Genomic DNA, 23462 nt, shown 5'->3' with positions numbered 1-23462 from the left:
GAGCGGGATTCCCCTTGACCTATGCTAGGCTTTCTGCTTTCCGGCGAGGGACAGGCTATGGAACTGGGCATGATCGGTCTGGGGCGCATGGGCGCGAACATGGCGCGCCGGCTGCGCCGCGGCGGCGTCACCGTCGTCGGTTACAACCGCGACCCGGCCGTCACGCGCCAGCTCGCCCAGGAGGCCGGGGTCCAGGCCGCCGAGACCGTCCAGCAGGTCGTCCAGAAGCTCGTTCCGCCCCGTCTCGTCTGGCTCATGCTGCCCGCGGGCGAGGTAACCCAGCAGCACATCGACGCCGTCGCGCCCCTGCTCGCGCGCGGTGACGTGCTCGTGGACGGCGCCAATTCCTATTACAAGGACTCGATGCGCCGTGCCGCCCAGCTCGCCCAGCGGGGCATCAAGCTCGTCGACGCGGGCGTATCCGGCGGCGTGTGGGGCGTGCACAACGGCTACGCGCTCATGGTGGGCGGCGACTACGACGCGGTGCGGCGGCTCGAGACGGTCTTCAAGGTGCTCGCACCCGCGCCGGACAAGGGCTGGCTGCACTGCGGCCCGGCCGGATCGGGCCACTTCGTCAAGATGGTCCACAACGGCATCGAGTACGGCATGATGCAGGCCTACGCCGAGGGTTTCGCGCTGCTCAAGTCGCGCGAGGACTTCGGCCTCGATCTCGCCGCCATCGCCGAGCTCTGGCGCCACGGGAGCGTGGTCCGGAGCTGGCTCCTCGATCTCACCGCGGAGTTCCTGAAGAGCGACCAGACCCTCGCCGATATCGAGCCCTACGTGGCCGATTCCGGAGAAGGCCGGTGGACCGCCATCGAGGCGGTGGAGCAGGGCGTCCCGGCGCCGGTGATGAGCCTCGCGCTCATGATGCGGTTCGCGAGCCAGGGGAAGTCGGATTACGGCGACCGGATGCTCGCCATGATGCGCAAGGGCTTCGGCGGCCACGCGGTGAAGCCCGGCAAGAAGGACTGATGCAGACCGGCCCCGGCCCCTGCCATTTCGTCATCTTCGGCGCGACCGGACACCTCGCGACCACGAAGCTCCTGCCCGCGCTCTATCAGCTCGACGCCGCCGGCCGTCTCGGCGAGGACCTGCGCCTGGTCGCCTTCGCCCGGCGCGACTGGCGCCTGGAGGACTGGCTCCAGCACCTCGAGCTCGTGCTGCAGCAGCACACCGGCCCCGGGTTCGACCGCGCGATCTACGAGCGCTTCGCGCGCCGCTTCGACTTCGTCGAGGGCGATCTCCGCGAGCCCGAGGCGTACCGCCGGCTCATGGACGAGCTCGGTAAGCCGCGGATGGGGGCGTGCGAGAACATCGTGTTCTATCTCGCCGTGCGGCCCGCCGACTTCATGGACGTGGTCGACAACCTCAACCGCGCCGGCATCAACCGCAAGCACGGCCGCCACCGCATCGTCGTGGAGAAGCCGTTCGGCGAGGACATCGAAAGCGCGCGGCTGCTCAACACCCAGCTGCATAAGTACTTCGACGAGGAGCAGGTCTACCGGATCGATCACTACCTCGGCAAGGAAACGGTCCAGAACCTGTTCGTCTTCCGGTTCGCGAACACGCTGATCGAACCGGTCTGGAACCGCAACTTCATCGACCACGTGCAGATCACCGTGGCGGAGGAGGGCGGCATCGGGCGGCGCGCCGGCTACTACGACCGCGCGGGCGCGCTGCGCGACATGCTCCAGAACCACCTCATGCAGCTCCTGACCGTGGTCGCCATGGAGCCGCCGGCCTCGCTCGACGCCGACGCGCTGCGCGACGAGAAGGTGAAGGTGCTGCGCTCGATCCGGCCCATCCCGGTCGACGCCGTGAACGGTCACGCCTTTCGCGCGCAGTACGCCGCCGGGACGGTCGGCGGCCGCGAGGTCCCCGGCTATCGCGACGAGTCGGACGTGCGGCGCGAGTCGACCACCGAGACCTTCGTGGCCGCCAAGTTCTACGTCGACAACTGGCGCTGGCGCGGCGTGCCGTTCTATCTCCGCACCGGCAAGCGGCTGGCGCGGTCGATGTCGCTCATCGGCATCCGCTTCCGCCATCCGCCCCAGCTCCTGTTCCACGACGCCTGCGACCGGATCGATCCGAACTGGATCCTGCTCTCCATACAGCCGGCCGAGTGCATGCACATCGAGTTGCACGCCAAGCGTCCGGGCCTCGAGATCGACACCCGCGTCGTGCGGCTGAACGCCTCCTACCGTCACGAGACGGAGGGCCCGATGGAGGCGTACAAGACCCTGCTGCTGGACGTGATCGAGGGCGACCGGAGCCTCTTCATCCGCTTCGACGAGGTCGAGTGGGCGTGGCGCGTGGTGGATCCGATCGTGCGGCAATGGGCGCGCGAGCCGCTCCTCGTTCACACCTATCCCGCCGGCACGTGGGGGCCGGAGGAGGCCAACCGGCTTTTCGACCGCGAGGACCATGCCTGGCGCAACGACGCCTGAGCGGCCGCGGCAGCAGCGGCGCTGGCATCTCTATCCCTCCGTCCGGGACCTCGAGGCCCACGCGGTCGCCGCGGTGACGCGCGCGGCCTCGCAGGCGATCGCGGCGCGCGGCCGCTTCTCGATCGTGCTCGCCGGAGGCGATACGCCCCGACGCCTCTATCGGGCGCTCGCCGGCGTCGACGCCGACTGGACCCGCTGGCACGTCTACTTCGGCGACGAGCGCTGCCTGCCGCCCGGGGACGCCGATCGGAACGACACGATGGCGCGGAAGGCTTGGCTCGATCGCGTGACCGTCCCGCCCGCGCAGTGTCATGCCGTGCCGGCCGAGCTCGGCCCGGAGGAGGGCGCGGCACGCTACGCACGCCTGCTGGCCGGCGTCGAGGAGTTCGACCTCGTTCTGCTCGGCCTCGGCGAGGATGGCCATACGGCCAGTCTCTTCCCCGGTTCGTACCTTGGCGACGCTACCGAGGCCCCGGCGGCGCTCGCGGTGCGCGACGCCCCGAAACCGCCTCCGGAGCGGGTCAGCCTGAGCGCGCGGCGCCTGAGCGCTTCCCGACAGGTGCTGTTTATCGTGAGCGGCGCGGCCAAGGCGCGCGCCGTGAAGTCCTGGGCCGGCGGCGGCGCCGTGCCCGCGGCCGCGATTGCCCCGCCGGACGGCGTCGATATACTCATCGATCCCGACGCCTGGCCATGGAAGCCGTGATGACCGCGCCCACCCGTACTCGCTACACCGAGGTACAGCCCTATCGCACCAAGGACGGGTCCATTATCCGTGAGCTCATGCATCCGGCCGTGCACGGCAACCGGTCGCAGAGCCTCGCGGAGGCGATCGTTGCCCCGGGCACGGCGACGCGCCTTCACCGGCACGATCGCAGCGAAGAGATCTATCACGTCGTCACGGGCGAGGGACGCATGACCCTCGAAGGCGAGCAGTACGAAGTGGGGCCCGGCGACACCGTCGCGATCCCGCCCGGCGCGGCCCATTGCATCGAGAACACCGGCACGGAGCCGCTGCGGATTCTCTGCGCGTGTACCCCGCCGTACGATCACGGCGACACGCACCTCGTCTGATGGCGCGCGACACGAAGAAGGAAGAGCTGCTCACCCTCTCGCAGGCGGCCGAGTCCTACGGCTACTCGGGCGACTACCTGCGCCGGCTCGCCGAGAAGGGGCGGCTCAAGGCACGCAAGCTCGGGCGCAACTGGCTCACCACGTCGGAGGACGTGGAGACGTTCATCCAGAGCCGCGAGCGCCGGGGCGTATACAAGAAGAGCGTCCGCAAACCCCGGAAGTAACCCTCCCTTTACTAATAGCACGATATCGTGCTATTTATCCCGCATGCGTTCGGGGCGCCGCGAGCGCGCCGGGCGAGCGCAGCCTATATAGCGCACTTCGCGACGAACTTGGTGCAACCCGAAATGCCATGTCAGCAAACCGAACATCGCCCGCTGTAGACGGCTGCATAGGCGGCGACTGCAATGACGGCATGGGAAAACGGGCAAGGAAGCTGCTCGCGCAAAAGCTACGGATGCTGCGGATGGTGAACGGCTGGTCGCAGGAGCGGCTGGCCGCCGCGAGCGGGCTGCATCGCACGTATATCAGCCTGATCGAGCGAGCGGCGTGCAACGTGAGCCTCGACAATCTCGAGCGGCTCGCCGATGCCTTCGGGGTCTCGGTCTCCGAGCTTCTCGGCGCCCCGGACCCGACCCTGGTCGGCGAAAAGCTGCTCGCCGCGTTTCGACCACCGAACAAGCCGAAGGAGCGCTAGGTGCTGATACTGACTCGCAAACGCGGACAGCGCGTCCGGATAGAGCCCGCCGCCGCCCTCGATCCGCGCACGCCGGTCGGCGAGCTGTTCGCCGCCGGACCCATCGAGCTCCTGGTCACCCGGGTCTCGGGCGGCCGGGTGCGGCTCGGCATCGTCGCCCCTGCCGGGCTCGTGATCCTCCGCGAGGAGATCTGCGAGACCGTGTAGTCCCGGCCCGGTCCCGCCTGGCCGGCCCGCTCCGACAGCCTTTACCTTACTTGAATCAGGGCCTTCCGCTGCTAATCTCCGTATTGGCGCGCCGCCGCGCCCCACACCGGTCGCGCAGTGCTTCGAAATCCACATCTGCAAAATAGGGAGGTTTCCGTGATGTACAAGTCCTTGTCCCGCCTCGCTCTCGCGGGTGCGTTCCTGCTGCTCGGCGCGTGCGCCTCGGTCCCGATGGCCACCGAAAGCGAAGACATGCAGGCCAAGCAGGCGTCGGTGCCCGCCGGCAAGTCGCTGATCTATCTCTATCGCAACGAGACGTTCGGCGCGGCGGTGAAGTTGAACGTCACCCTCGACGGCCGCGACGCGGGCGAGACGGCGTCGAAGACCTATTTCATGTGGACGGTCAACCCCGGTCAGCACCAGATCGTCTCCAAGGGCGAGAACAACGCGAGCCTCACCGTCGACGCGAAGCCGGGTCAGCGCTACTACGTATGGCAGGAGGTCAAGATGGGGATGTTCCAGCCGCGCTCGCTCCTGCACGTGGTCGACGAGCCCACGGGCCGCGAAGGCGTCAAGGAATGCAAGCTCATCAAGGGGAACATCTAGGGCAAGGGAGATTCCCACGATGCGCAGGATCGGATTGGCGGCGCTGGCGGGGGCGATGTTGGCCGCCGCTGCGCCCTCGACCTTCGCCGACGGAGGCGTGATCATCATCAAGACCGGCACCTTCACGCTTTCGGAGGAGTCGCAATCGATCTCGGGCATTTCGCTCGCGTTCGACGACTCGGCGAGCGGCGTGTTCGGTATCGAGCTCGAGTGGCGCATGGCGGGCGGGACCGGCCTGGGTGTGGAGCTCGTTCGTTACGTCAACGACTGGGACCCCGTATTCGGCAAGGGCGACAACGATACGACCGCACTGCTCTTCAACGCGAAGAAGTACTTCGCGGTGTCGCCCACCGTTCAGCCCTACGTCGGCGCCGGCATCGGCTTCGCGGGCGTCGACTTCGAGGGTCCGGGCGGCTCGGCTTCCGCCAGCGATCTCGCGCTGCAGGCCGTCGCCGGTATCGACTTTCGTCTGGGCGAGAAGTTCGGCGTCTACACCGAGGCGAAGTACCTCACCTCCGAGCCGGAGGACGACGAGGGCGACAACGTCGACGTGACGGGGACCGGCTTCTTCCTGGGCCTGACGATCGGCTTCTGAGCGCCCGTTCCTGAGTTCGGGAAAGGCCGGGCAGCCGGCCTTTCATTTTTTCCGTACGCGGGTTAGGACCGCTACCTGCGGAGCTTCCTGATTTGGCACGGCTCCTGCAACCGGGACGGCATGGACACGACCCGGCGACTTTCGCTCGCGCTCGTCATATTCCTGGGGATCTGGCCACTGACCGCCCGGCCCGCGATGTACGTCTACGAGCTGCCCGACGGCTCGCGGATGGTGACCGACCATCGCCTCGACAATCCTCACTACCGCCTGGTGCGCACCGGAGCGACGGCCAAGGGCCTGGGCTCCCTGGTCGCGGCCGACCATCCGCAGTTCTTCCGGGCCGATCCGTCGGCCTACGACCGCCTCATCGCGCGCGTCGCCGCCGAGCACCGCGTCGATTTCGCGCTCGTCAAGGCGGTGATGCACGTCGAGTCGGCCTTCAATCCGTTCGCGCGCTCGGAGAAGGGCGCGCTCGGACTGATGCAGCTGATGCCAGCGACCGCGCGGCAGTACGGCATCGAGGACGTTCAGGACCCGCTGCAGAACATCGTGGCCGGCGTGAAGCACCTGCGCTACCTGCTCGATACATTCAAGCACCGGCAAACGCTCGCGCTCGCGGCGTACAACGCGGGCGAGGGGGCGGTTCTGCGTCATCGCGGCATCCCGCCCTACCGGGAGACGCAGGAGTACGTCAAGAAGGTATTGCGCTACAAGCGCGAGTACAGCCGCAAGTCGTAGGCATCGCGTCCGGCGGATTTGCCAAGCCCGGACGGCGCCGGTAATCTGCGCCTTCCTCCCGAGCCGTGCGAGATTCCCGATGAGCGACGACGCCGATCCCACCCGCAGTGTCGAGTTCCGCGTGCTTCAGGCGATGAAGCGGGTCCTCACGGACGTGATCAAGGACACGACCACGCCGCCCGGCATGAAGCACCCGCTGTCCGACGCGACCATCGAGAACATCCGCCAGTGCCTGAAGCTCATCAGCGCGCGCGAGGGCGAGCTGGCCGAGGCGGCGGGCAAGCCGAGGAGCCTGCGTCCGCACTACGCGGACGAGCCGCAGACGAGCACCGTCGTGTCGATCAAGAACATCGGCCGGCCGACGAAGAAAAACGACGACGGTTAGCGCTCAGAACCGGCCGCGTCGTCGCGCCGGCGCGTAGGCGCCGCCGCGCAACGCCGCGTACTGGGCGAGCAGTGGCTGAATCACCGGGTCGAGCTTTCGCCGCAGCAGCGTCCCGCTCGCCGACGTCTTCGCCAGGATCTCGACGATCAGCGCCTCGCTTGCCTGCGCCAGCGTGAGCGTGGCGATCGCCTCGGCCTCGAGCCCCGGGCAGGCCGCGACGAGCCCGGTCGCGTCCGGGTGGTCGAGCTTTCCGCACGCCGCGACGATCGCCTGGACGTCGCGCAGCGCCGGCGCCTGCCCGTGCACCGGCCGGAAGTAGCGTCCGATCGCGTTGAGCAGCGCCGCGGCGCTGTCGTGGTTGACGGGGTTCTCGAGCAGCTCCTGCGACACCGCGAGAAACGTCTGCCCGGGGACATCGAGCAGGCGCGCCAGAAATCCGGCCATCGCGTTGCCCTCGGCGGCGAGCGCCGCGAGCACCGGGCGCCACTGCTCGAGATCGGGCCGGGCGGGGACCGGGTCCGGCAGATCGTCGGGTACCGCCTCGAGGAAGCCGATGTGATAGGCGTTTCGGTGCGTGCCGCCGGACCAGATCCGCTGCCGCGTCCCCGCGTCGATCAATCCCGGCTGCAGCACGAGACGCACGGTCGTGATCACCGCGAGCGGATCGTCCTCGAACGGCAGGTGCTCGACCAGGTGGGCCGCGAGCACCGGCCCCATCTCGCCCCGCACGACAGCTTCGCGCTCCAGCATGCGTCGGGCGATGTCGGATGTGGGCATGGTCCACCAGACCCGCCGGGCGATGTCGTCGCTGAGGTCGGGCGAGCCCGCGACGGCGATGACGGCCTCCGGTTCGCCGAGGAGCAGCAGCTTCTCCAGCTGGCTCTGCCGCGCCTGGCCCATGCGCGTCCAGCGCTGCAGGAATACCGGATACCCGCCCGGCGACCCGAGCACGTGCGACGAAAGCACCTCGCGCACGCGCCGCAGGTACTGGTCGGCCCGGCAATTGGGATTGAGGTGGACCGCGGCTTCCTGCTCGCCCGCCAGGCCGTGCACCGTCATCGTCTGCTCGTCGATGCGGATGGCCTCGATGTTGTTGGCGAGCAGGACGTTGAGGCGGAGGAGATCTTCGGTGGCGAGGGACATGGCCGGATTCTACCGGATCGAGGAGGCGGGGCGCGTCCCTCCCCGGTGGTCGATGCCTACCTCGAAAGAGATAGACCTGAACCGCTCGAGTCGCTTCGCGACGTGTTATGCGCGGGGTTCCGCCCCCGCACGACGGGCTACTTTCTTTGCGCGGCCAAAGAAAGTAGCCAAAGAAAGGCCGCCCCGGATGGCGCGAAAGCCCCCGCCCCTCGCTGCCTCGCGCTAGGAGGTCGCCAGACGGCACATCCCTGTGCCGACTGGCGACCGGCGCAGATCCCTCTGCGCCGCCCTTCGGGCTCGCGGCGCTCGGAGCGCTCGGGTCGGGCGCGCCAGACGGGGACCCCACTGCAACAGCACTTCCGTTTCAGGGCGGAGGTGGTTTGGGGTGAGTCCCCGTTGAGCTCGCCGAGCACCGGAGACTGTCCCGGGGGCAGTACGCGAGAGATGTTCGAGCCCGAGGCGCGTTTTTAAGCGCCCGGCGAGTTATCGAGCGTCCCGGGACGGGCGAGGGCGAGGCGGGGTAGTGACGACAGTCCGGTGGACTGTCCTCCCGCCGAGCGGGCTCGCCAGGGAGGGCGAGTCCTGGTTTCAAGCGAAGCAGGGACTGCGTAGCGCGGAAACCGCAGGGGACCGCTCGCGGTTTTCGAGCGGCGAGCGATCCGGGGTGCCCTTCTCTTTGGTGACTTTCTCTTGGGCAAGCAAAGACAAATTCGTCTGGAGCGAATTTGGACGCGCGCTTCCCTCGCGCGGCCCGAAGGGTGAAGTTCAGGGAGGGACTTCGCAACGTCACCTGCCGTGGGTCAGCCACCCACAAGTACAAGTTATTACATCGACTACCCGCCCGGAGGGCGGTCCACTGAGGAGACGGCGCTAGTTCAACTGCACCCTCTGCCCCCACGGCACCTTCGCCTTTCCCTTGACGAGCCACAGCACCGGAAAGCTCGGCTCCTGCTTCGGGAACTCGCCTTCGGCGTCGGTGAAGTAGAGAAGAAGGTTTGGTGGCTGGTCGAGGTGCTCGGCCCACGCGAAGGCGGGCGTGAACCTGGTGCCGCCGCCGCCGTGGAATTTCTTGGGCAGCCGGAGCTCCTCCCACGGCTCGAAGGTCCACGGGCCGTCGGGCGCGAGATCGGCATCGCAGGCGTGGAGCGTGATGCGGGCGTTCAGCGCGCCCTTGATCGCGTCGATCTCGCCGAGGAACTCCCGCATCTCCTCGTCCTCGATCGAGCCGCTCGTGTCGATCACGACGGCGATGTCGATGTGCTGCGAGCGCAGGCTCGGCAGGATCGCGGCGCCTTCGCGCCGGCTCGGCCGGCTGAAGCTGTAATCCGTGCGCGCGACGGCGTTCATGTAGCGCGCGAGCAGCATGCGCCACGGGAGCTGCGGCTGGAGCAGGTGATCGACGAGCCGCGCCATCGAGCCGCCGAGCTTGCCGGCCTGCAGCGCCTGCTGCGCGGCGCCCGCGAGGCGCTGCTGCCACTGCACGGCCAGCTGCTCGCGCTCGGGCTGCGAGAGCGGCGGGGGTTGGGGCGCGCCGCCCGCGTCCGGGTCGGTCTCGCCCCGGGCGTTCTGGCCGCCGCCCTCCGGGTTCGGCGATTCGCCGCCGCCGTCGTCCGGCGAGGGTTCGTCGTTCTCGCCCTGGCCGCCGCCCCGGCCCTGCTTCCCGCGGCCCGATCTCTCCGAGCTTTCCTGCGGCCGGTCCTCGTCGTCGTAGAGGTGCTGGTCGAGCGGCTCCTCGTTCTCGTTGTCCTTGATGTACGGATAGATCTCCTCGGCCGTCAGGCCGTCGTACGCGTCCATGAAGAGCGCGCCCGGCGGCAGCTGCAGCCCGTCGGCGACGAGGAGGGGATTGACGGCGTAGTCGCAGGCGACGTCCCAGCGGTGCTTCACGCGGTGCTGGCGCCGGTGGAAATGCGAGAGCGCGCAGTGCAGCGCCTCGTGCGCGAGAACGAACTGCGTCTGCGCGAGCGACAGGGCGTCGATGTAGTCGCGGTTGTAGTAGAACGCGCGCGCGTCGGTCGCGGTGGTGCGGCACCACTTGGGATCGCCCTGCACCATCGGCAAACGCAGCACGAGGGCGCCGAGAAACGGCTTGTCGATGATGAGGCGCGTGCGCGCGGCGGAGAGCTTGCGCTCGACCTCGTCGGCGGGCGCCGCCTGCTGCGTCATCACACCGCCCGGCGCGCCGCCGGCTTCTGCCACACGTCGTAGAGCATCACGTCGGCGACGTTCTTCGCCCATTGCGCGAACTGCGGGAGCTGGAACAGGCGCTCGCCCACCGCCCGCTGCATGTCGGAGACGAGCATCACGCCCATCTCGCGGTTCGGGAACCGGTTGGCGTAGTCCAGGATGTGGCCGTGCACCGTCGCCTCGTCCGGCGTGCCGCGCGCGCGGATCGCGCGGGCGACGAGCGCGGAGGCGACCGCGTACTGGAGGTCGACCTCCTTCGGCACCTGACCTGGATTCCCGGTCACGATGGCGTCGATGTCGGGCAGGCTGTCGAGGTTGTCGATGAAGGCCTTGAGCTCGATGCCGGCGGCCGGGCCGACGCAGGCCTGCAGCCCGCCGAGCAGCAGGTCGGGGCTTTCCATGAACTTCGCGAGCGCCCGGTGCGCGAACTCCCAGGAGCGCGGAGACGGGAACGCGACCGGGTTGTGCGCCGGGTCGAAGTCGAACAGGAGCTCGGGGCGGAAGCGCAGGAACGCGATGAGGCGCTCGTCGATCCCGTTGGCATAGGCCCACGCCACCCAGTCGTCGAGGTGGGTCTCGACCTCGAAGTGCGAGAACCGGTTCGCGAGCGGCGCCGGCATGCTGTACGTCACGCCGCGGTCGCCCTGGCGGTTGCCCGCCGCGAAGATCGCCCAGCCGGGCGGGACGCGGTACTCGCCCAGGCGCCGGTCGAGGATCAGCTGGTACGCCGCGGCCGAGACGGTCGGCGCGGCGGACGTGATCTCGTCGAGGAAGAGGATGCCCGCCGCGCCGTGGCGGCCGGCGTCGGGCAGCATCGCGGGCACGGCCCACTCGACGACGCCGTCGACGCGGAACGGGATGCCGCGCAGGTCCGTCGGTTCCATCTGCGAGAGACGGATGTCGATCACCGGCACGCCGTGTCTCGCCGCGACCTGCGCGACCATCTGCGACTTGCCGACGCCGGGCGGACCCCACAGCATCACGGGCGTGTGGTGCCCGCTTTTGGTGCTCTCGTATTCGCGGTCGAGGACGGCGAGAATCAGCGCCGGACGCATACGTTCTCCAGGGGAATTGGCTTCGTGAGCGGGCGGTTATTAACGAAGTATAAGATGCGGGCGACGCAGCGGCCAAGCATCCGGGCGCGCGCATGGACCGACCGGACATATCCTGATAAAACCGATCGAGGCCGACATGCGCCGCGAAGGCGTGAGGCAGGGCAGTCATGGGCGAGGAGATCGCGACTCACTCGTTCACCCGGGCGGACTTCGACCGCTATCACGCGAGGCTCGTGCGTGAAACGGCGCTGCTCGGGGAGTGGCTCGGGCGCGGTCGGTTCCCGCCGTGCCGTCCGGTCGGCGGTTACGAGGTCGAGACGTGTCTCGTCGACGCGCGCGGACGGCCTGCGCCGGTGAACGATCGGTTTCTCGCGCGCGTCGGCCGCGAGGACATCGTGCCGGAGCTCGCCCGCTTCAACGTGGAGATCAACACGCCGCCGCGGCTTCTCGAGGGCCAGGCGCTGCGTCGGATGGAGGACGACCTGCGCGAAACCTGGAAGCACTGCAGCGCGGTCGCCCGCGAGATCGACGCCGAGATGCTCATGATCGGGATACTGCCGACGCTCACCGAGGACGACCTCACGCTCGCCAACATGTCCCGGCAGGAGCGCTATCGCGCGCTGAACGAGCAGGTGTTCCGGCTGCGCCACGGCCGCCCGATCGCGCTCGACATCGAGGGCGAAGAGCATCTGCGCACGCGCCACCGGGACGTGATGCTCGAGTCCGCCGCCACCTCCTTCCAGATCCACGTGCAGGTGTCGCCCGGACGCGCCGCGCATCTCTACAACCTCGCCGTCGTGCTCTCCGCGCCCATGGTCGCGGTCTCGGCGAACTCGCCCTATCTCTTCGGCCGCGACCTCTGGGACGAGACGCGCATCCCGCTCTTCGAGCAGTCGGTCGAGGTGGCCGACGGCCGCCGCGCCGCGGCGCGGGTGACGCTCGGGCGCGACTACGTGCACGGCTCGCTGATCGAGTGCTTCGAGGAAAACGTGCAGGACTATGCGGTGCTGCTGCCGGTCCTGAAGGACGAGGCGCCCGACCGGTTCGTGCACGTGCGGCTGCACAACGGCACGATCTGGCGCTGGAACCGGCCGCTCGTCGGCTTCGACGCCGAGGGGCGGCCGCACTTGCGGATCGAGCACCGCGTCGTGCCGGCCGGGCCCAGCATCGCCGACACCATCGCCAACGCGGCGCTCTTCTTCGGCCTGATCGAGGGCCTGCGCGGGCGCGAGCCGCCGCTCTACGCGGCGATCCCGTTCGCCGACGCGCGCGCCAACTTCTACGCGGCCGCGCGACACGGCCTGCGCGCCGAGGTCTCGTGGGCCGGCGGCCGGAAGGCGCCGCTGCGGGCGCTCCTCCGCGAGGAGCTGCTGCCGCGCGCGCGGGAGGGGCTCGCCGCGCTGGGGCTCGCCGCCGCCGACATCGAGGACTACCTGGGCGTGATCGAGGCGCGGCTCGCGACCGGCCGCAACGGCGCGGCGTGGCAGCGCGCCTTCGTCGCGTGTCACGGGCGCGACATGCAGGCGCTCACCCTCGCGTATCTCGAGCGACAGCGCTCCGGCGCTCCGGTCCACGAGTGGGCTCTGTGATGCTGAACGTGCTCGACCATCTCCCCGCCGGGCTGCTGGACGTGCCCCCGGCCGAGCTTCATCGGGTCCTGCCCGGTCCGACCCTGATCCACCTCCCCGGTCGCCGGTCCCAGCCGCTCTTCGCCTCGGTGCTGCTGCACGGAAACGAGGACACCGGCTGGGAGGCGCTGCGTGTCTTCCTGCGCGAGCACGGCGCCCGCGAGCTGCCCCGCGCGTTCTCGGTGTTCATCGGCAATGTCGCCGCCGCGGGCCGGCGCCGGCGCTTTCTCGAAGGCCAGCCGGACTACAACCGCATCTGGACCGACGTGCCGGGGACCGAGCATCTGCCCGAGCGCGCGATGACGCGGGAGGTGCTGGATCGCATGCGCGCGCTCGACGTCTTCGCGAGCGTCGACATCCACAACAACACCGGCCTGAATCCGCATTACGCCTGCGTGCGCCGCCTCGACCCCCGTTTTCTTCAGCTCGCCACGCTGTTCTCCCGTACCGTCGTGTACTACCGCAAACCGGACGGCGTGCAGGCGGAGGCGTTCTCCGACTGGTGCCCGGCGGTCACGGCGGAGTGCGGCCAGCCGGGGCAGCCTCACGGCGTCGAGCACGCGGCGGACTTCCTCCGTGCCTGCCTCAACCTCGCCGAGATCCCGTCGCACCCGGTCGCCGGGCACGACATCGACCTCTATCACACGGTCGCGATCGTCAAGGTGCCGGACGAGGCGAGCGTGGGCCTGGAGCCGGACGCCGACATCCGGCTGACGGCGGATCTCGATCACCTCAACTTCCGCGAGCTGCCGGCGAACACCGTGCTGGCCCGCCTGCGCCCGGGCAGCGGCGCGCGACTGCGCGTCTACGACGAAAACGGGCGCGACGTCGCCGACCGGTACCTGCGCGTCGTCGACGACGAAATCCGCACCGCCGTGCCGGTCATGCCGTCGATGTTCACGCTCAACGTGACCGCCATCCGGCAGGACTGTCTGGGGTACCTGATGGAGCGGCCCGGCACGCCGGCCGCGCTCGTCGGCGCCGCCGAGGCCGCAACCGAATGAAGCGCCGATTGCCTCGGGCGGCCGGCGCCTGTCACCATTGTCCAATTTCCGGAGCAGCATGGCCCCATGAGCGCCCTCGAGTGGCTGGAGGCGTTGAGCTACGTCGTCACGATCATCGGTTTTCCGTTCGCCATCATTATTTTCCTGCTGGAGCAGCGCAAGGAACGGCAGAACGAGAACGAAGAGGTCTACCAGCGGCTTTCTGACGAGTACGCGGATTTCCTGAAGCTCGTGCTCGATAACGCGGACCTGCAACTCCTCGCCGGCCAGGCGCCCAAGGCCGAGCCGACCGACGAGCAGCGCGAGCGCAAGTTCGTGATCTTCGAGATCCTCGTCGCGCTGTTCGAGCGCGCCTTCCTGCTGGTCTACGAGGAAAAGATGTCCAAGCAGAACCAGCGGTTGTGGTCGTCCTGGGAGGACTACATGCGCGAGTGGTGCCGCCGCGAGGACTTCCGGGCGCTCCTGCCGCGGCTCCTCGAAGGCGAGGACGAGGACTTCCAGCGCTACATCCGCGAGCTCGCCGCGCAGGAGCGGCGCGCCCCGGGCGGCGCGGCGCCGGCCGCGGTTCAGGCCGGCTAGCCGCCGATGGCGGGGGTCGTCCTGCATTTCGCCGGCCTGGCCGCGGATCGCCTCGGGATCGCCATGTGGCAGGCAGACGGCACCGGACCGGAGCCGGAAGCCGTGGGTCATATGTTCGTCACGCCGCTGCGTCCGGTGACCTCGCACTACTACATCGCCTCGCGCGACCACGTCGATCCGTCGTCGCGCGGAACGGCCCGGCTGGCCGAGCCGGTCGAATCGCCGGGACTGGCCCGCGCGCTGCGGGACACCGGGGCCGTGCCCGGCGACGTGAGCGTAACGCTTTCGCTGCTGACGCCGGGCGCGGATCGCGAGGGCATCGAGTGGTTCTACCGCGACGGCGTCGAGACGCGCCATCTCGCTCCCCGCGACGGCATCGCGCTCCGCTTTCGAGACGCCCCGATGCTCGCGCTGCCCGTACCGCGTCTCGTGCTCACCGAGGACTATCGCGGCGCCGCGAGCTTCGCGGACGTGCGCCTGTCGATCGTCTCCGACCCCTTCACGGCGCGTCTCGCGCCGCGTGCGGAGGGGGTCGCCCGGCGGCTCGGCGAGGCGCTGCTCGACGACGTCGGCGGACGCGCGCTCCGGATCGTCGTCGACGCGATACGGTTCCTGGCCGACACGTTCGAAGGGGAAGGGCGTCTGCAGGGACGGTTCGCGGAGATACCGTCCGCGCGAATCGAAACGACGGATTAGCTGGCGGCTTTATAAGGGTCATCCCTGCCGCGCCGCCGGAGCAGTGCGCTGCCCAGCGCCGCCGACATCAGGCTGGCGACGAAGACGGCCATCTTCGCGGCGGCGAAGTCCGCCGGGTCCGGGAAGGCCTTGGCGGCGATGTAGAGCGACATCGTGAAGCCGATCCCCGCGAGCGCGCCGGCGCCGGCGAGCTGCCGCCACGAGTAGGCCGCCGGTTTGACCGCGAGACCCGCGCGCACCGCGAGCCAGGCGGCGAGGATCATGCCAATAGGCTTGCCCAGCACGAGCCCGAGCACGACGGCGAGGATCAGGCTCTCGTGCCCCCCGATCACGTCCATCGACACGACGAGGCCGGCGTTCGCGAGCGCGAACAGGGGCAGCACGAGGTAGCTGGACCACGGCTCCACGGACCGAAGCAGCTTGGCCGCCGGCGACTCGATCCGGTCGTGGATCGCGTCGAGCGCGCGCAGCGTCGGCTCCGAAGGCCCGTGCCGGAGCACCTGCTCCCGGGCGCTGGCGAGCTCGTGGTGCAGCACCGCTTCGCCCTGGGCCATCAGCGCGCGCAGGTTGGGAGGCGGCCGCGTCGGCGTCGCGACCGCGACGATCACGCCGGCGAGCGTCGGATGCAGCCCGGCGGCGTGCAGGCAGGACCACAGGACGACGCCGAGCAGCGCGTACGGCAGCGGGCCGTAGATGCCGGACTTGTTGAAGAGCACGAGCAGCGCGGTGGCGGCGAACGCGCCGGCCACGTACGCGCCCTCGATGTGCCCCGAGTAGAACACGGCGACGAGCGCGATGGCGACGAGATCGTCCACGATCACCGCCGCGGTCAGGAAGATGCGCAGCTCGACCGGGACGCGGCGCCCCAGCAGCGCGATCACCGCGACGGCGAAGGCGGTGTCCGTGGTCGTCGGGATGGCCCAACCGGTCGCGTGTTCCGGCGGGGCGATCAGCAGGTAGATCGTCGCCGGGACGAGCATGCCGCCGCCGGCGGCGGCGACCGGAAGCGCCGCGACGCGGCGGGAGGCCAGGCGGCCCACCGTGAGCTCGCGCTTGATCTCGAGGCCGACGACCAGGAAGAAGATCGTCAGCAGGCCGTCGTTGACCCACGCGTGCAGCGGCATGCGGAATGCCCCGGCCCCGGCGACGAGACCGACCGGTTGCCGCCACAGTGCCTCGTACGCCACCCCGAGCGGAGAGTTGACGGCGGCGATGGCCAGGAACGTCATGGTCAGGAGCAGCAGGCCGGCCGACGGCGCCCAGCGCGCGAAGTCGAGAGCGGCCGTCTGCAGCCGGTGCCCGAGCGAGCCGAGCATCGCCTCGGCGAGCGTGTTCTCGTCCCACGGCCCCTCGTAGCGCCGGCCGTTGATGTAGAACGTCGGGGACACGTGCGCCCCGCTGGCCCGACCGCTCGCGATGTCCCGCTCGACTTTGGCGCGGGCACGCCGCCACGCCTCGTCCGTGGCGGCGTCCCGCGGAGGCAGGCCGAGCTGCTCCGCGACGGACGCCAGATCGGCCGCGGCCAGAGCCGGCCCCTTTTTCATCATTGCGTCGTGCGCGGACCAGTACTGTCCGGTGGTCTCCTGCGCGTACTCGGCGAGCTCCGCCGCCTGCCGGGCGAGGTCGTCGCCGGCGAGCGGACGGTGGCGGAACACGTAGCGCATCCGGTCGCCGAAGCGATCGTGCAGGTCGGCGATGACCTCGTGGGCCGCGCGGCAGAACGGGCAGCGGAAGCTGCCGTACTCGACGAGCGTGATGTCGGCCGTCGGCTCGCCCAGCGCGTGATCCGACGCGGGGTCGGGCGGCGGATGCAGTCTGCTGTTGCCGGTGTCCATCACCTTGGGTCGCAGTCGACGCTCGGATGCCCTCGGATCGTGCCGCGTGTCGAACGGCGCATTCGGTATGGTGTGCTCACTTCGCCTTTTCGATCAGCGGACGCGCGCACCGCACCGCTTCCCGCGGATAAGCGGAACGTTGTCTGTGGGCTATGAGCCGGCGGTGCGCAGCCACGCGCGCGCTTCCTCCGTGCTGTCGAACGCGCGGGAGAGCAGACCGCGATTGGACGCCACGGTGTCGCCGAACATCACCTGTTTCCGGGTATCGGCGTCCCGGGGAAGCACGCCGGCGACCATGACGCGCATGCCGCCGGCCACGTCAGGCCACGACTCCGCGAAGTCGAAACGATCCATGAACGACGCATCGCGGGGAACGATGAGATCGCGCGCATCGATCAGGACGTTGCGTATCCGTCGATCCCGGCAGGTGTCGATCAGCTCCTTGCGCGCGGCGACGTGCTCGTCGTGCGAGAGCGCGTCGAAGAGGCGAAGCTCGACGACGCCGTGCGTGGCGTCGACAGTCGTTCGGTATCCCATTGTGTCCGTCCGGGCGGCGAAAACCGGAGAGGGCGGGGACGAGTGTACCGTGCCCCCGTTTGCGGCGCGCAGCAGGCCGAATCCCCGCCCGGACCGAGGGGGATGCCTACGGCGCCGAGACGATGCCGTTGCCCACGGCGCGCCGGGGACGTTCCAGCTCCTCCTTGAGCTGCAGGTTCCAGAGGCGGGCGTAGGCGCCCGCGCGCGCGAGGAGCTCGGCGTGGGTTCCGCGCTCGACGATGCGGCCGGCCTCCATCACCAGGATCTGATCGGCGTCCATGATCGTCGACAGGCGATGGGCGATCACCAGGGTCGTGTGCCCCGCGGCGATCTCGGCCAGGTTCTGCTGGATCGCCTTTTCCGCGACCGAGTCGAGCGCCGAGGTGGCCTCGTCGAAGACCAGGATGCGCGGCCGTTTCAGAATGGTGCGCGCGATCGCGACCCGCTGCTTCTCGCCGCCGGAGAGCTTCAGCCCCCGTTCGCCGACGACGGTGTCGTAGCCCTTCGGCAGCGACTCGATGAAGTGGTGGATGTGCGCGTGCTTCGCCGCCTGGACGATTTCCTCGCGCGTCGCCTCGGGCCGGCCGTAGGCGATGTTGTAGTAGATCGTGTCGTTGAAGAGCACGGTGTCCTGCGGGACGATCCCGATGTGCGCGCGCAGGCTCCTCTGCGAGACCCGGCGGATGTCCTGCCCGTCGATCAGGATGCGCCCCCGGGACACGTCGTAGAAGCGGAACAGCAGGCGCGCGAGCGTGGACTTGCCCCCGCCGCTCGCGCCGACCACCGCGAGCTTGTGGCCGGAGGGGATCACGAAGTCCACGTCGTGCAGGATCTGCCGGTCCGGCTCGTAGGAGAAATCCACGTGCTCGAAGCGCACCTCGGCGCGGGTGACGGCCAGGTCGGGCGCGTCCGGGTCGTCCGGGACCTCGGGGAAACGGTCGAGCAGGCCGAACATGCGCTCCATGTCGGCGAGCGAGTGGCGGATCTCGCGGTAGACGAACCCCAGGAAGTGCAGCGGCGTGTAGAGCTGGATCAGGAAGGCGTTGACCAGCACCAGGTCGCCGATGGTCATGGTCCCGGTCATCACGCCGTGGCCCGCCATGAGCATCAGGACCGTGACGCCTCCCGCGATGACGAAGCTCTGTCCGGTGTTGAGCAGCGACAACGACGTCTGGTTGCGGATCGCCGCCTTCTCCCACGCCTGCAGGGTCTCGTCGTAGCGCCGCGACTCGTAGCCCTCGTTGTTGAAGTACTTGACCGTCTCGTAGTTGATCAGCGAGTCGATCGCCCGGGTGTTGGCCTTCGAATCCATCTCGTTCATGGTGCGCCGGAAGATCATGCGCCATTCGGTGACCCAGAGCGTGAAGCCGATGTACACGACGAGCGTGGCGAGGGTGACGATCGCGAACCACGGGTTGTACTTGACGAGCAGGATCGCGGCGACGAAACCGATCTCGAGGATCGTCGGCAGGATGTTGAACAGCATGAAGTTGAGCAGGAACCGGATGCCCGCCGCGCCGCGCTCGATGTCGCGCGACACCCCGCCGGTCTGGCGCTCGAGGTGGAAGCGCAGGGAGAGCCTGTGCAGGTGCTCGAAGACCTTGAGCGCCACGCGCCGGATCGAGCGCTGCAGCACCTTCACGAACACCACGTCGCGCAGCTCCCCGAAGAGCGAGTTGCCGAGCCGCAGCAGGCCGTAGGCGACGAACAGGAAGACGGGGAGCATGAGCAGCGCCTGTCGCTGCTCGAAGGCGTCGACGATCTCCTTCAGCACGAGCGGGACCGAGACGTTCGCGACCTTCGCCGCCGCGAGGAACAACAGCGCCAGCGCCACCCGCCCCTTGAACTCGAGCAGGTAGGGAATCAGCGAGCGGATGGTCTTCCAGTCGTTGCGATCTTTGGGCGGCGGTCCGTAGTGGCGAAGCTTCACGGGTGCAAGCAGAGCGGGAGCTCGACGAATTCTAACCGAGTTGCCACCCGCCGACGAACTGGCGGGGCCGCGCGTGCCGGTACGCGGGCGATCGGGTGGGCAGGCGCACCAGCGCGGTTCGACCGGGCGCGGGTTTTCCCGGGCGTGGTGCAGGCGGGATTCGCGGGAGGCGACTAGCGCCTTGATTGGCCGGGCAAACCCGGCTGGCACATCGCTTGCTGTCGTCACGGCGATGCGGCGCGAACGCGTCTGCTCGTCGACGACCGCTCGGCGCAGGCGGGTTCCGGGCGCCGCGGCCGGAGGGTCGTTCGCCGTGCGAGCGAAAGCTGTCGCCGTTACCTGGGGTGAACGTGAACGAGGGGTGGTCGCGCGGATGACGGCAGCGAAACTGAGGGTGATGCTCGTGGACGACGACCGCGGCCGCGCCGCCTTGCTGACGCAGGCGCTGGCCGATTCCGGCTGCGAGGTCGTCGCGCGCGCGGGAAAGAACGAGGACGTGCTCGCCCGCGTCAGGCACGCCGACCCGGACGTCATCCTGATCGACATGGAGCTTCCGGACCGCGACACCCTCGAGCACATGCGCTCGATCAGCCGCGACCGGCCGCGCCCCGTCGTGATGTTCGCGGAACGAAGCGACCGCGCGACGGCGGAGGCGGCGATCAAGGCCGGCGTCAGCGCGTACGTCGTGGACGGGCTCAGTCCCGCCCGCATCAGGCCGATCCTGGAAGTCGCCATCGCGCGCTTCCGCGAGTTCCAGGCGATGCGGACCGAGCTCGAGCAAGCGCGCTCGCAGCTCGCCGACCGCAAGATCGTCGAGCGCGCCAAGGGCATCCTCATGCAGAAGCGGGGGATGTCGGAGGACGAGGCGTACAAGGCGCTGCGCAAGCTGGCCATGGACCGCAACAAGCGCCTGATCGACATCGCCGAAAGCGTGATCGCCGCGGCCGAGCTGCTCGCCTAGGTCGTCTCTGCTCGCGCCGTTGTCTCCCATCCCCCTTCGAAAGAGAGAGCGAAGTGCGGGAACCGGTCCGAGTAACTCTCGCCAAACCCCCTCTCCCGCTTTTTGGGAGAGGGATGGGGTGAAGGCAACTAGCACAGACAGATTCCCACCAACTCCCCCCCTCCCGCTTCGCGGGAGAGGGATGGGGTGAGGGCGACCAGTTCGAGTGGACTCCCACCGACTCCCCCTCTCCCGTTTTACGGGAGAGGGATGGGGTGAGGGTCTACACGGCGGCGCCTGCATGCACGCCCCCTCACCCCGACCCTCTCCCCCTCGCGCGGGAGAGGGAGACCCATGCGACATGCGCATCCCTTGCCATTGCGAACAGTGACGCAAGAGATGTTCTTTCGAGCGCCTGCTCGCGTGTTCGCGTCGACTACTCGAGTCGCCCACTGACCCGTTTCGATGCAGGGACCTCCGACGTCGCACCCGCCTGGCGCACAGCTTGAATGCATCGATTGACGTGCGCGCGTGAAAAACCCAGCAACGGCGCGCAGTTGAGTCGAGTCCGGAGTTGGCACCGCGATTGCTTGGTCGCGAGGAGCATAGACTCGATTGCGGCACGGCCCAACGGCGGACGTGCCGGCGCAACGCCTCAGCCGAGGCCGGCTGAGGCGAGGGGACAAAGGCGTCCAGTTCTCCGGGCAAGCGCCCGGCGACTGGGCGTTTTTTTTTGGCCCGAAGAGCGTCCGCCACGTCGACATACGGGAGACACCGATGACACCGAAACAGAAGTTGCTGGTCCAGGCGACCTTCACGCAGGTCGCCCCCATCGCCGACCAGGCGGCGGCGCTTTTCTACCGACGGCTGTTCGAGCTCGATCCGTCGCTGAAGGCGCTGTTTCGCGGTGACATGAGGGAGCAGGGCGCGAAGCTCATGCGCATGATCGCCATGGCGGTCAACGGCCTGGACCGGATGAGCGAGCTCGTGCCGGTGGTCCAGGACCTCGGGCGGCGCCATGTCGCCTACGGGGTCACCGCCGCGCACTACGAGACGGTCGGCGCCGCGCTGCTGTGGACGCTCGGGCAGGGCCTGGGCCCGAGCTTCACGCCCGAGGTGCGGGAAGCCTGGGGCGCCGTCTACGGCGTTCTCGCGCAGACCATGATCGATGCGGCCTACGGCGAGCCGAGCCATGCCGGCGTTGCCGCGGCCGGCTGAGCCGGCGCCGACCGCGGCCGGCCCGGCGCCGATCGTCATTGTCGGCACCGGGCCGGTCGGGATGCGCGTGGCCGCGGAGCTGCTGCGGCGCGACCCGTACTGCCCGATCGTGCTCTACGGCGACGAGCCGTGGGAGCCGTATCAGCGCGTCCGGCTGTCGGCGCTGCTGATGGGCGAGATCGGCTGGAGCGGCGTGGCGAACCCGCTGGCGCTGCCGGGGGACCACCGCGTGGTGCAGCGTCATCACTGCCCGGTGCTCGCGATCGACCGCGAGCGCCGCCGCGTGCGCGACGCCGCGGGGCGCGAGCAGGCGTATCGCGCGCTCGTGCTGGCGACCGGTTCGCGCCCGCACGTGCCGCGGATCGCGGGCATCGAGCGTGCCGGCGTGTACACCTTTCGCGACATGAGCGACGTGCAGCGGCTCATGGCGCGCAGTGTACGTACCCGCACCACGGTCGTGCTCGGCGGCGGCCTGCTCGGGATCGAGGCGGCCCGGGCGCTGCGACGACGGCGCACCGACGTCGTCGTGGTGCAGCATGCGGGGCGGCTCATGAACCGCCATCTCGATCCGCCGGCGGCCGCCCTGCTGAAGCGGCACGTCGAGGGACTCGGGATCCGCGTCGTGCTCGCCGACGGCGTGCGCGACGTGCTCGGCGGGCGGGCGGTGGAGGGCGTGCGCCTGCTGAGCGGCTCGGAGCTCGCGTGCGATACGCTCGTGCTCGCGACCGGCATCCGGCCGAACATCGAGCTCGCCCTCGCCGCGGGCCTGAGCGTCGGGCGCGGCATCCGGGTGGACGACGCCATGCGCACGATCGATCCCGCGATCTACGCGGTCGGGGAATGCGCCGAGCACCGTGGCCAGGTCATCGGACTGGTGGCGCCGGGCCTCGAGCAGGCGGCCGTGGCGGCGCATCGCATTCTCGGCGCGGACGCGCGCTTCGAGGCGCGGATGTCCCCGGCGCAGCTCAAGGTGGTCGGCCTGCCCGTGTTCAGCATGGGCGAGGTCGGCGACGACGAGAACCCGAGCGCGCACCGCGCGGTCGTCCACGCGCGGCCTGGAGCAGGCGTGCACCGCCGGCTCGTGCTCGCGCGGAACCGGATCGTGGGCGCGGTCGCCGTCGGCGACTGGTCGGAGCTTCCCCGGCTGCAGGAAGCGATCACCCACCGCCGCCGGCTGGGCCCGATGCAGTTATGGCGCTTCCGCCGCGAAGGCGTGCTGTGGGGCGACGGAAACGCGGACGCCGTGGCCGACTGGCCGGCGAACGCCACCGTCTGCAACTGCGCCGGAGTGACGCGCGCAGCGCTGACGTCGGCGATCGCCCGGGGTTGCCGCACGGTCGAGCAACTCGGCGCGTCGACCTCGGCCGGGACGGTATGCGGCTCCTGCCGTCCGCTGCTCGCCCGGCTCCTGGGCGCCCAGGCTCCGGCGACGCCGCGGGCGGGCACGCGCGCGATGGCGGCCGTCGCCGCCTCGACGCTGCTCCTGCTGGCGCTGTTCATCTGGCCCGGGCCGCTCCCGCACGACGCGACGGTGCAGGGCGGGTGGAAGCCCGAGGTGCTGTGGACCGACGCCGTGTGGAAGCAGGCGAGCGGCTACACGCTCCTCGCCATCGCGGCAGGGGCGATCCCGCTGTCGCTGCGCAAGCGCTGGGCGCGCTTGCGCGTCGGCGACTACGGCGGGTGGCGGCTCGCCCACGCCGGCCTCGGCGTCGCGGCGCTCGTCGTCGTCGCGCTGCATACGGGCCTGCACGCCGGCAGCCATCTCAATTTCTGGCTCCTGCTGTGCTTCCTGGCGCTGACGAAGCTCGGGTCGCTCGCGGCCGCCGCGGTGGCGCTGGAGGGGGTGCCGAGCCGCTGGAGTCGGCGCGCGCGTTCGGTGAGCACGCTGCTGCACATCGTGTGCACCTGGCCGCTCCCGCCGCTGCTCGCGTTCCACGTCCTCTCGGTCTACTACTTCTGAG

The 23462-nt window shown here is 69.6% G+C and carries 24 protein-coding genes; 18 read left to right on the top strand and 6 right to left on the bottom strand.

Annotated features, from left to right (window positions below; genetic code table 11):
* Positions 1–57 precede the first annotated feature (57 nt).
* The 11 genes from gnd to SVA_RS14355 all read left to right on the top strand — a co-directional run bounded on the left by gnd (position 58) and on the right by SVA_RS14355 (position 6749).
* A complete protein-coding gene (gnd, locus tag SVA_RS14405) occupies positions 58–975 on the top strand; it encodes a phosphogluconate dehydrogenase (NAD(+)-dependent, decarboxylating) (RefSeq protein WP_096461880.1) in 918 nt (305 codons plus the stop codon).
* Positions 975–2450, top strand: a complete 1476-nt coding sequence (gene zwf, locus SVA_RS14400) for a glucose-6-phosphate dehydrogenase (protein ID WP_096461879.1) — start codon at positions 975–977, stop codon at positions 2448–2450. The genes gnd and zwf overlap by 1 nt, the downstream gene beginning before the upstream one ends.
* Positions 2428–3153, top strand: a complete 726-nt coding sequence (gene pgl, locus SVA_RS14395) for a 6-phosphogluconolactonase (protein WP_096461878.1) — start codon at positions 2428–2430, stop codon at positions 3151–3153. Before zwf ends, pgl begins: the two co-directional genes overlap by 23 nt.
* On the top strand, positions 3153–3521 hold the full coding sequence (locus SVA_RS14390) for a cupin domain-containing protein (protein ID WP_096462973.1): 369 nt from the start codon (positions 3153–3155) through the stop codon (positions 3519–3521). The genes pgl and SVA_RS14390 overlap by 1 nt, the downstream gene beginning before the upstream one ends.
* Complete coding sequence (locus tag SVA_RS14385) at positions 3521–3745, top strand: helix-turn-helix domain-containing protein (RefSeq protein ID WP_096461877.1); 225 nt, start codon at positions 3521–3523, stop codon at positions 3743–3745. Before SVA_RS14390 ends, SVA_RS14385 begins: the two co-directional genes overlap by 1 nt.
* 191 nt (positions 3746–3936) lie before the next feature.
* Positions 3937–4218: a helix-turn-helix domain-containing protein gene (locus SVA_RS14380; protein ID WP_096461876.1), complete on the top strand. Its 282-nt coding sequence runs from the start codon at positions 3937–3939 to the stop codon at positions 4216–4218.
* On the top strand, positions 4219–4425 hold the full coding sequence (locus SVA_RS14375) for a carbon storage regulator (protein WP_096461875.1): 207 nt from the start codon (positions 4219–4221) through the stop codon (positions 4423–4425).
* 159 nt (positions 4426–4584) lie between these two features.
* Positions 4585–5031 carry a DUF2846 domain-containing protein gene (locus SVA_RS14370; protein ID WP_197703231.1) on the top strand — a complete coding sequence of 149 codons (447 nt, stop codon included), beginning with the start codon at positions 4585–4587 and terminating at the stop codon, positions 5029–5031.
* Positions 5032–5050: 19 nt separating this feature from the next.
* Positions 5051–5626 (top strand): outer membrane protein, encoded by a 576-nt coding sequence (locus SVA_RS14365; protein WP_096461874.1) that lies wholly within the window; start codon positions 5051–5053, stop codon positions 5624–5626.
* Positions 5627–5746: 120 nt separating this feature from the next.
* Positions 5747–6364, top strand: a complete 618-nt coding sequence (locus SVA_RS14360) for a lytic transglycosylase domain-containing protein (protein WP_096461873.1) — start codon at positions 5747–5749, stop codon at positions 6362–6364.
* 79 nt (positions 6365–6443) lie between these two features.
* Entirely contained in the window at positions 6444–6749 is a 306-nt protein-coding gene (locus tag SVA_RS14355) for a segregation and condensation protein A (protein ID WP_096461872.1), read from the top strand.
* Between the two features lie 3 nt (positions 6750–6752).
* Here the strand turns inward: SVA_RS14355 and SVA_RS14350 are convergent, their stop codons facing one another.
* The 3 genes from SVA_RS14350 to SVA_RS14340 form a co-directional block, all read right to left on the bottom strand.
* Positions 6753–7892: a sulfur reduction protein DsrS gene (locus SVA_RS14350; protein WP_096461871.1), complete on the bottom strand. Its 1140-nt coding sequence runs from the start codon at positions 7890–7892 to the stop codon at positions 6753–6755.
* 870 nt (positions 7893–8762) lie between these two features.
* Positions 8763–10058, bottom strand: a complete 1296-nt coding sequence (locus tag SVA_RS14345; protein WP_096462971.1) for a vWA domain-containing protein — start codon at positions 10056–10058, stop codon at positions 8763–8765.
* Positions 10058–11134: an AAA family ATPase gene (locus tag SVA_RS14340; RefSeq protein WP_096461870.1), complete on the bottom strand. Its 1077-nt coding sequence runs from the start codon at positions 11132–11134 to the stop codon at positions 10058–10060. The genes SVA_RS14345 and SVA_RS14340 overlap by 1 nt, the downstream gene beginning before the upstream one ends.
* A gap of 167 nt (positions 11135–11301) precedes the next feature.
* Between SVA_RS14340 and SVA_RS14335 the strand changes: the two genes are divergently transcribed.
* The 4 genes from SVA_RS14335 (at position 11302) to SVA_RS14320 (ending at position 15041) form a co-directional block, all read left to right on the top strand.
* Complete coding sequence (locus SVA_RS14335; RefSeq protein ID WP_096461869.1) at positions 11302–12723, top strand: glutamate-cysteine ligase family protein; 1422 nt, start codon at positions 11302–11304, stop codon at positions 12721–12723.
* Entirely contained in the window at positions 12723–13766 is a 1044-nt protein-coding gene (locus SVA_RS14330) for a M14 family metallopeptidase (RefSeq protein ID WP_096461868.1), read from the top strand. Before SVA_RS14335 ends, SVA_RS14330 begins: the two co-directional genes overlap by 1 nt.
* A gap of 66 nt (positions 13767–13832) precedes the next feature.
* The gene (locus SVA_RS14325) at positions 13833–14345 is read left to right on the top strand and encodes a hypothetical protein (RefSeq protein WP_096461867.1); all 513 of its coding nucleotides are present in this window, start codon (positions 13833–13835) and stop codon (positions 14343–14345) included.
* 6 nt (positions 14346–14351) lie between these two features.
* The gene (locus SVA_RS14320) at positions 14352–15041 is read left to right on the top strand and encodes a hypothetical protein (RefSeq protein ID WP_096461866.1); all 690 of its coding nucleotides are present in this window, start codon (positions 14352–14354) and stop codon (positions 15039–15041) included.
* On the opposite strand, the gene nhaA is transcribed toward SVA_RS14320, so the two are convergent.
* From nhaA to SVA_RS14305, 3 genes are all read right to left on the bottom strand, one after another.
* Positions 15038–16876, bottom strand: coding sequence for a Na+/H+ antiporter NhaA (nhaA, locus tag SVA_RS14315; protein WP_096461865.1), 1839 nt, complete (start codon positions 16874–16876; stop codon positions 15038–15040). The two genes, SVA_RS14320 and nhaA, sit on opposite strands and share 4 nt — an antisense overlap.
* A gap of 150 nt (positions 16877–17026) precedes the next feature.
* Complete coding sequence (locus tag SVA_RS14310; RefSeq protein ID WP_096461864.1) at positions 17027–17413, bottom strand: hypothetical protein; 387 nt, start codon at positions 17411–17413, stop codon at positions 17027–17029.
* A gap of 106 nt (positions 17414–17519) precedes the next feature.
* Entirely contained in the window at positions 17520–19343 is a 1824-nt protein-coding gene (locus tag SVA_RS14305) for an ABCB family ABC transporter ATP-binding protein/permease (protein WP_096461863.1), read from the bottom strand.
* A gap of 373 nt (positions 19344–19716) precedes the next feature.
* Here SVA_RS14305 and SVA_RS14300 point away from each other — a divergent pair, with 373 nt between their 5' ends.
* From SVA_RS14300 to SVA_RS14290, 3 genes are all read left to right on the top strand, one after another.
* Positions 19717–20304 (top strand): ANTAR domain-containing response regulator, encoded by a 588-nt coding sequence (locus tag SVA_RS14300; RefSeq protein WP_096461862.1) that lies wholly within the window; start codon positions 19717–19719, stop codon positions 20302–20304.
* Between the two features lie 756 nt (positions 20305–21060).
* The gene (locus SVA_RS14295; protein WP_096461861.1) at positions 21061–21501 is read left to right on the top strand and encodes a globin family protein; all 441 of its coding nucleotides are present in this window, start codon (positions 21061–21063) and stop codon (positions 21499–21501) included.
* On the top strand, positions 21476–23461 hold the full coding sequence (locus SVA_RS14290) for an FAD-dependent oxidoreductase (RefSeq protein ID WP_169924118.1): 1986 nt from the start codon (positions 21476–21478) through the stop codon (positions 23459–23461). The genes SVA_RS14295 and SVA_RS14290 overlap by 26 nt, the downstream gene beginning before the upstream one ends.
* Position 23462 lies beyond the last annotated feature (1 nt).

Source organism: Sulfurifustis variabilis (assembly GCF_002355415.1).
Lineage (GTDB): Bacteria > Pseudomonadota > Gammaproteobacteria > Acidiferrobacterales > Sulfurifustaceae > Sulfurifustis > Sulfurifustis variabilis.
Note: the sequence above shows the minus strand (reverse complement) of the source record. Positions and strands in the feature narration are given on the sequence as shown.

What these genes read in the sequence shown, in the direction of transcription:
- zwf (WP_096461879.1), top strand. Translation starts at nt 975, where the DNA reads ATGCAGACCGGCCCCGGCCCCTGCCATTTCGTCATCTTCGGCGCGACC.
- pgl (WP_096461878.1), top strand. Translation starts at nt 2,428, where the DNA reads ATGCCTGGCGCAACGACGCCTGAGCGGCCGCGGCAGCAGCGGCGCTGG.
- SVA_RS14390 (WP_096462973.1), top strand. Translation starts at nt 3,153, where the DNA reads ATGACCGCGCCCACCCGTACTCGCTACACCGAGGTACAGCCCTATCGC.
- SVA_RS14320 (WP_096461866.1), top strand. Translation starts at nt 14,352, where the DNA reads ATGGCGGGGGTCGTCCTGCATTTCGCCGGCCTGGCCGCGGATCGCCTC.
- gnd (WP_096461880.1), top strand. Translation starts at nt 58, where the DNA reads ATGGAACTGGGCATGATCGGTCTGGGGCGCATGGGCGCGAACATGGCG.
- SVA_RS14385 (WP_096461877.1), top strand. Translation starts at nt 3,521, where the DNA reads ATGGCGCGCGACACGAAGAAGGAAGAGCTGCTCACCCTCTCGCAGGCG.
- SVA_RS14345 (WP_096462971.1), bottom strand. Translation starts at nt 10,058, where the DNA reads ATGACGCAGCAGGCGGCGCCCGCCGACGAGGTCGAGCGCAAGCTCTCC.
- SVA_RS14365 (WP_096461874.1), top strand. Translation starts at nt 5,051, where the DNA reads ATGCGCAGGATCGGATTGGCGGCGCTGGCGGGGGCGATGTTGGCCGCC.
- SVA_RS14335 (WP_096461869.1), top strand. Translation starts at nt 11,302, where the DNA reads ATGGGCGAGGAGATCGCGACTCACTCGTTCACCCGGGCGGACTTCGAC.
- SVA_RS14290 (WP_169924118.1), top strand. Translation starts at nt 21,476, where the DNA reads ATGCCGGCGTTGCCGCGGCCGGCTGAGCCGGCGCCGACCGCGGCCGGC.
- SVA_RS14355 (WP_096461872.1), top strand. Translation starts at nt 6,444, where the DNA reads ATGAGCGACGACGCCGATCCCACCCGCAGTGTCGAGTTCCGCGTGCTT.
- SVA_RS14380 (WP_096461876.1), top strand. Translation starts at nt 3,937, where the DNA reads ATGGGAAAACGGGCAAGGAAGCTGCTCGCGCAAAAGCTACGGATGCTG.
- SVA_RS14300 (WP_096461862.1), top strand. Translation starts at nt 19,717, where the DNA reads ATGACGGCAGCGAAACTGAGGGTGATGCTCGTGGACGACGACCGCGGC.
- SVA_RS14360 (WP_096461873.1), top strand. Translation starts at nt 5,747, where the DNA reads ATGGACACGACCCGGCGACTTTCGCTCGCGCTCGTCATATTCCTGGGG.
- SVA_RS14350 (WP_096461871.1), bottom strand. Translation starts at nt 7,892, where the DNA reads ATGTCCCTCGCCACCGAAGATCTCCTCCGCCTCAACGTCCTGCTCGCC.
- SVA_RS14340 (WP_096461870.1), bottom strand. Translation starts at nt 11,134, where the DNA reads ATGCGTCCGGCGCTGATTCTCGCCGTCCTCGACCGCGAATACGAGAGC.
- SVA_RS14295 (WP_096461861.1), top strand. Translation starts at nt 21,061, where the DNA reads ATGACACCGAAACAGAAGTTGCTGGTCCAGGCGACCTTCACGCAGGTC.
- SVA_RS14325 (WP_096461867.1), top strand. Translation starts at nt 13,833, where the DNA reads ATGAGCGCCCTCGAGTGGCTGGAGGCGTTGAGCTACGTCGTCACGATC.
- SVA_RS14310 (WP_096461864.1), bottom strand. Translation starts at nt 17,413, where the DNA reads ATGGGATACCGAACGACTGTCGACGCCACGCACGGCGTCGTCGAGCTT.
- SVA_RS14370 (WP_197703231.1), top strand. Translation starts at nt 4,585, where the DNA reads ATGTACAAGTCCTTGTCCCGCCTCGCTCTCGCGGGTGCGTTCCTGCTG.
- SVA_RS14330 (WP_096461868.1), top strand. Translation starts at nt 12,723, where the DNA reads ATGCTGAACGTGCTCGACCATCTCCCCGCCGGGCTGCTGGACGTGCCC.
- nhaA (WP_096461865.1), bottom strand. Translation starts at nt 16,876, where the DNA reads ATGGACACCGGCAACAGCAGACTGCATCCGCCGCCCGACCCCGCGTCG.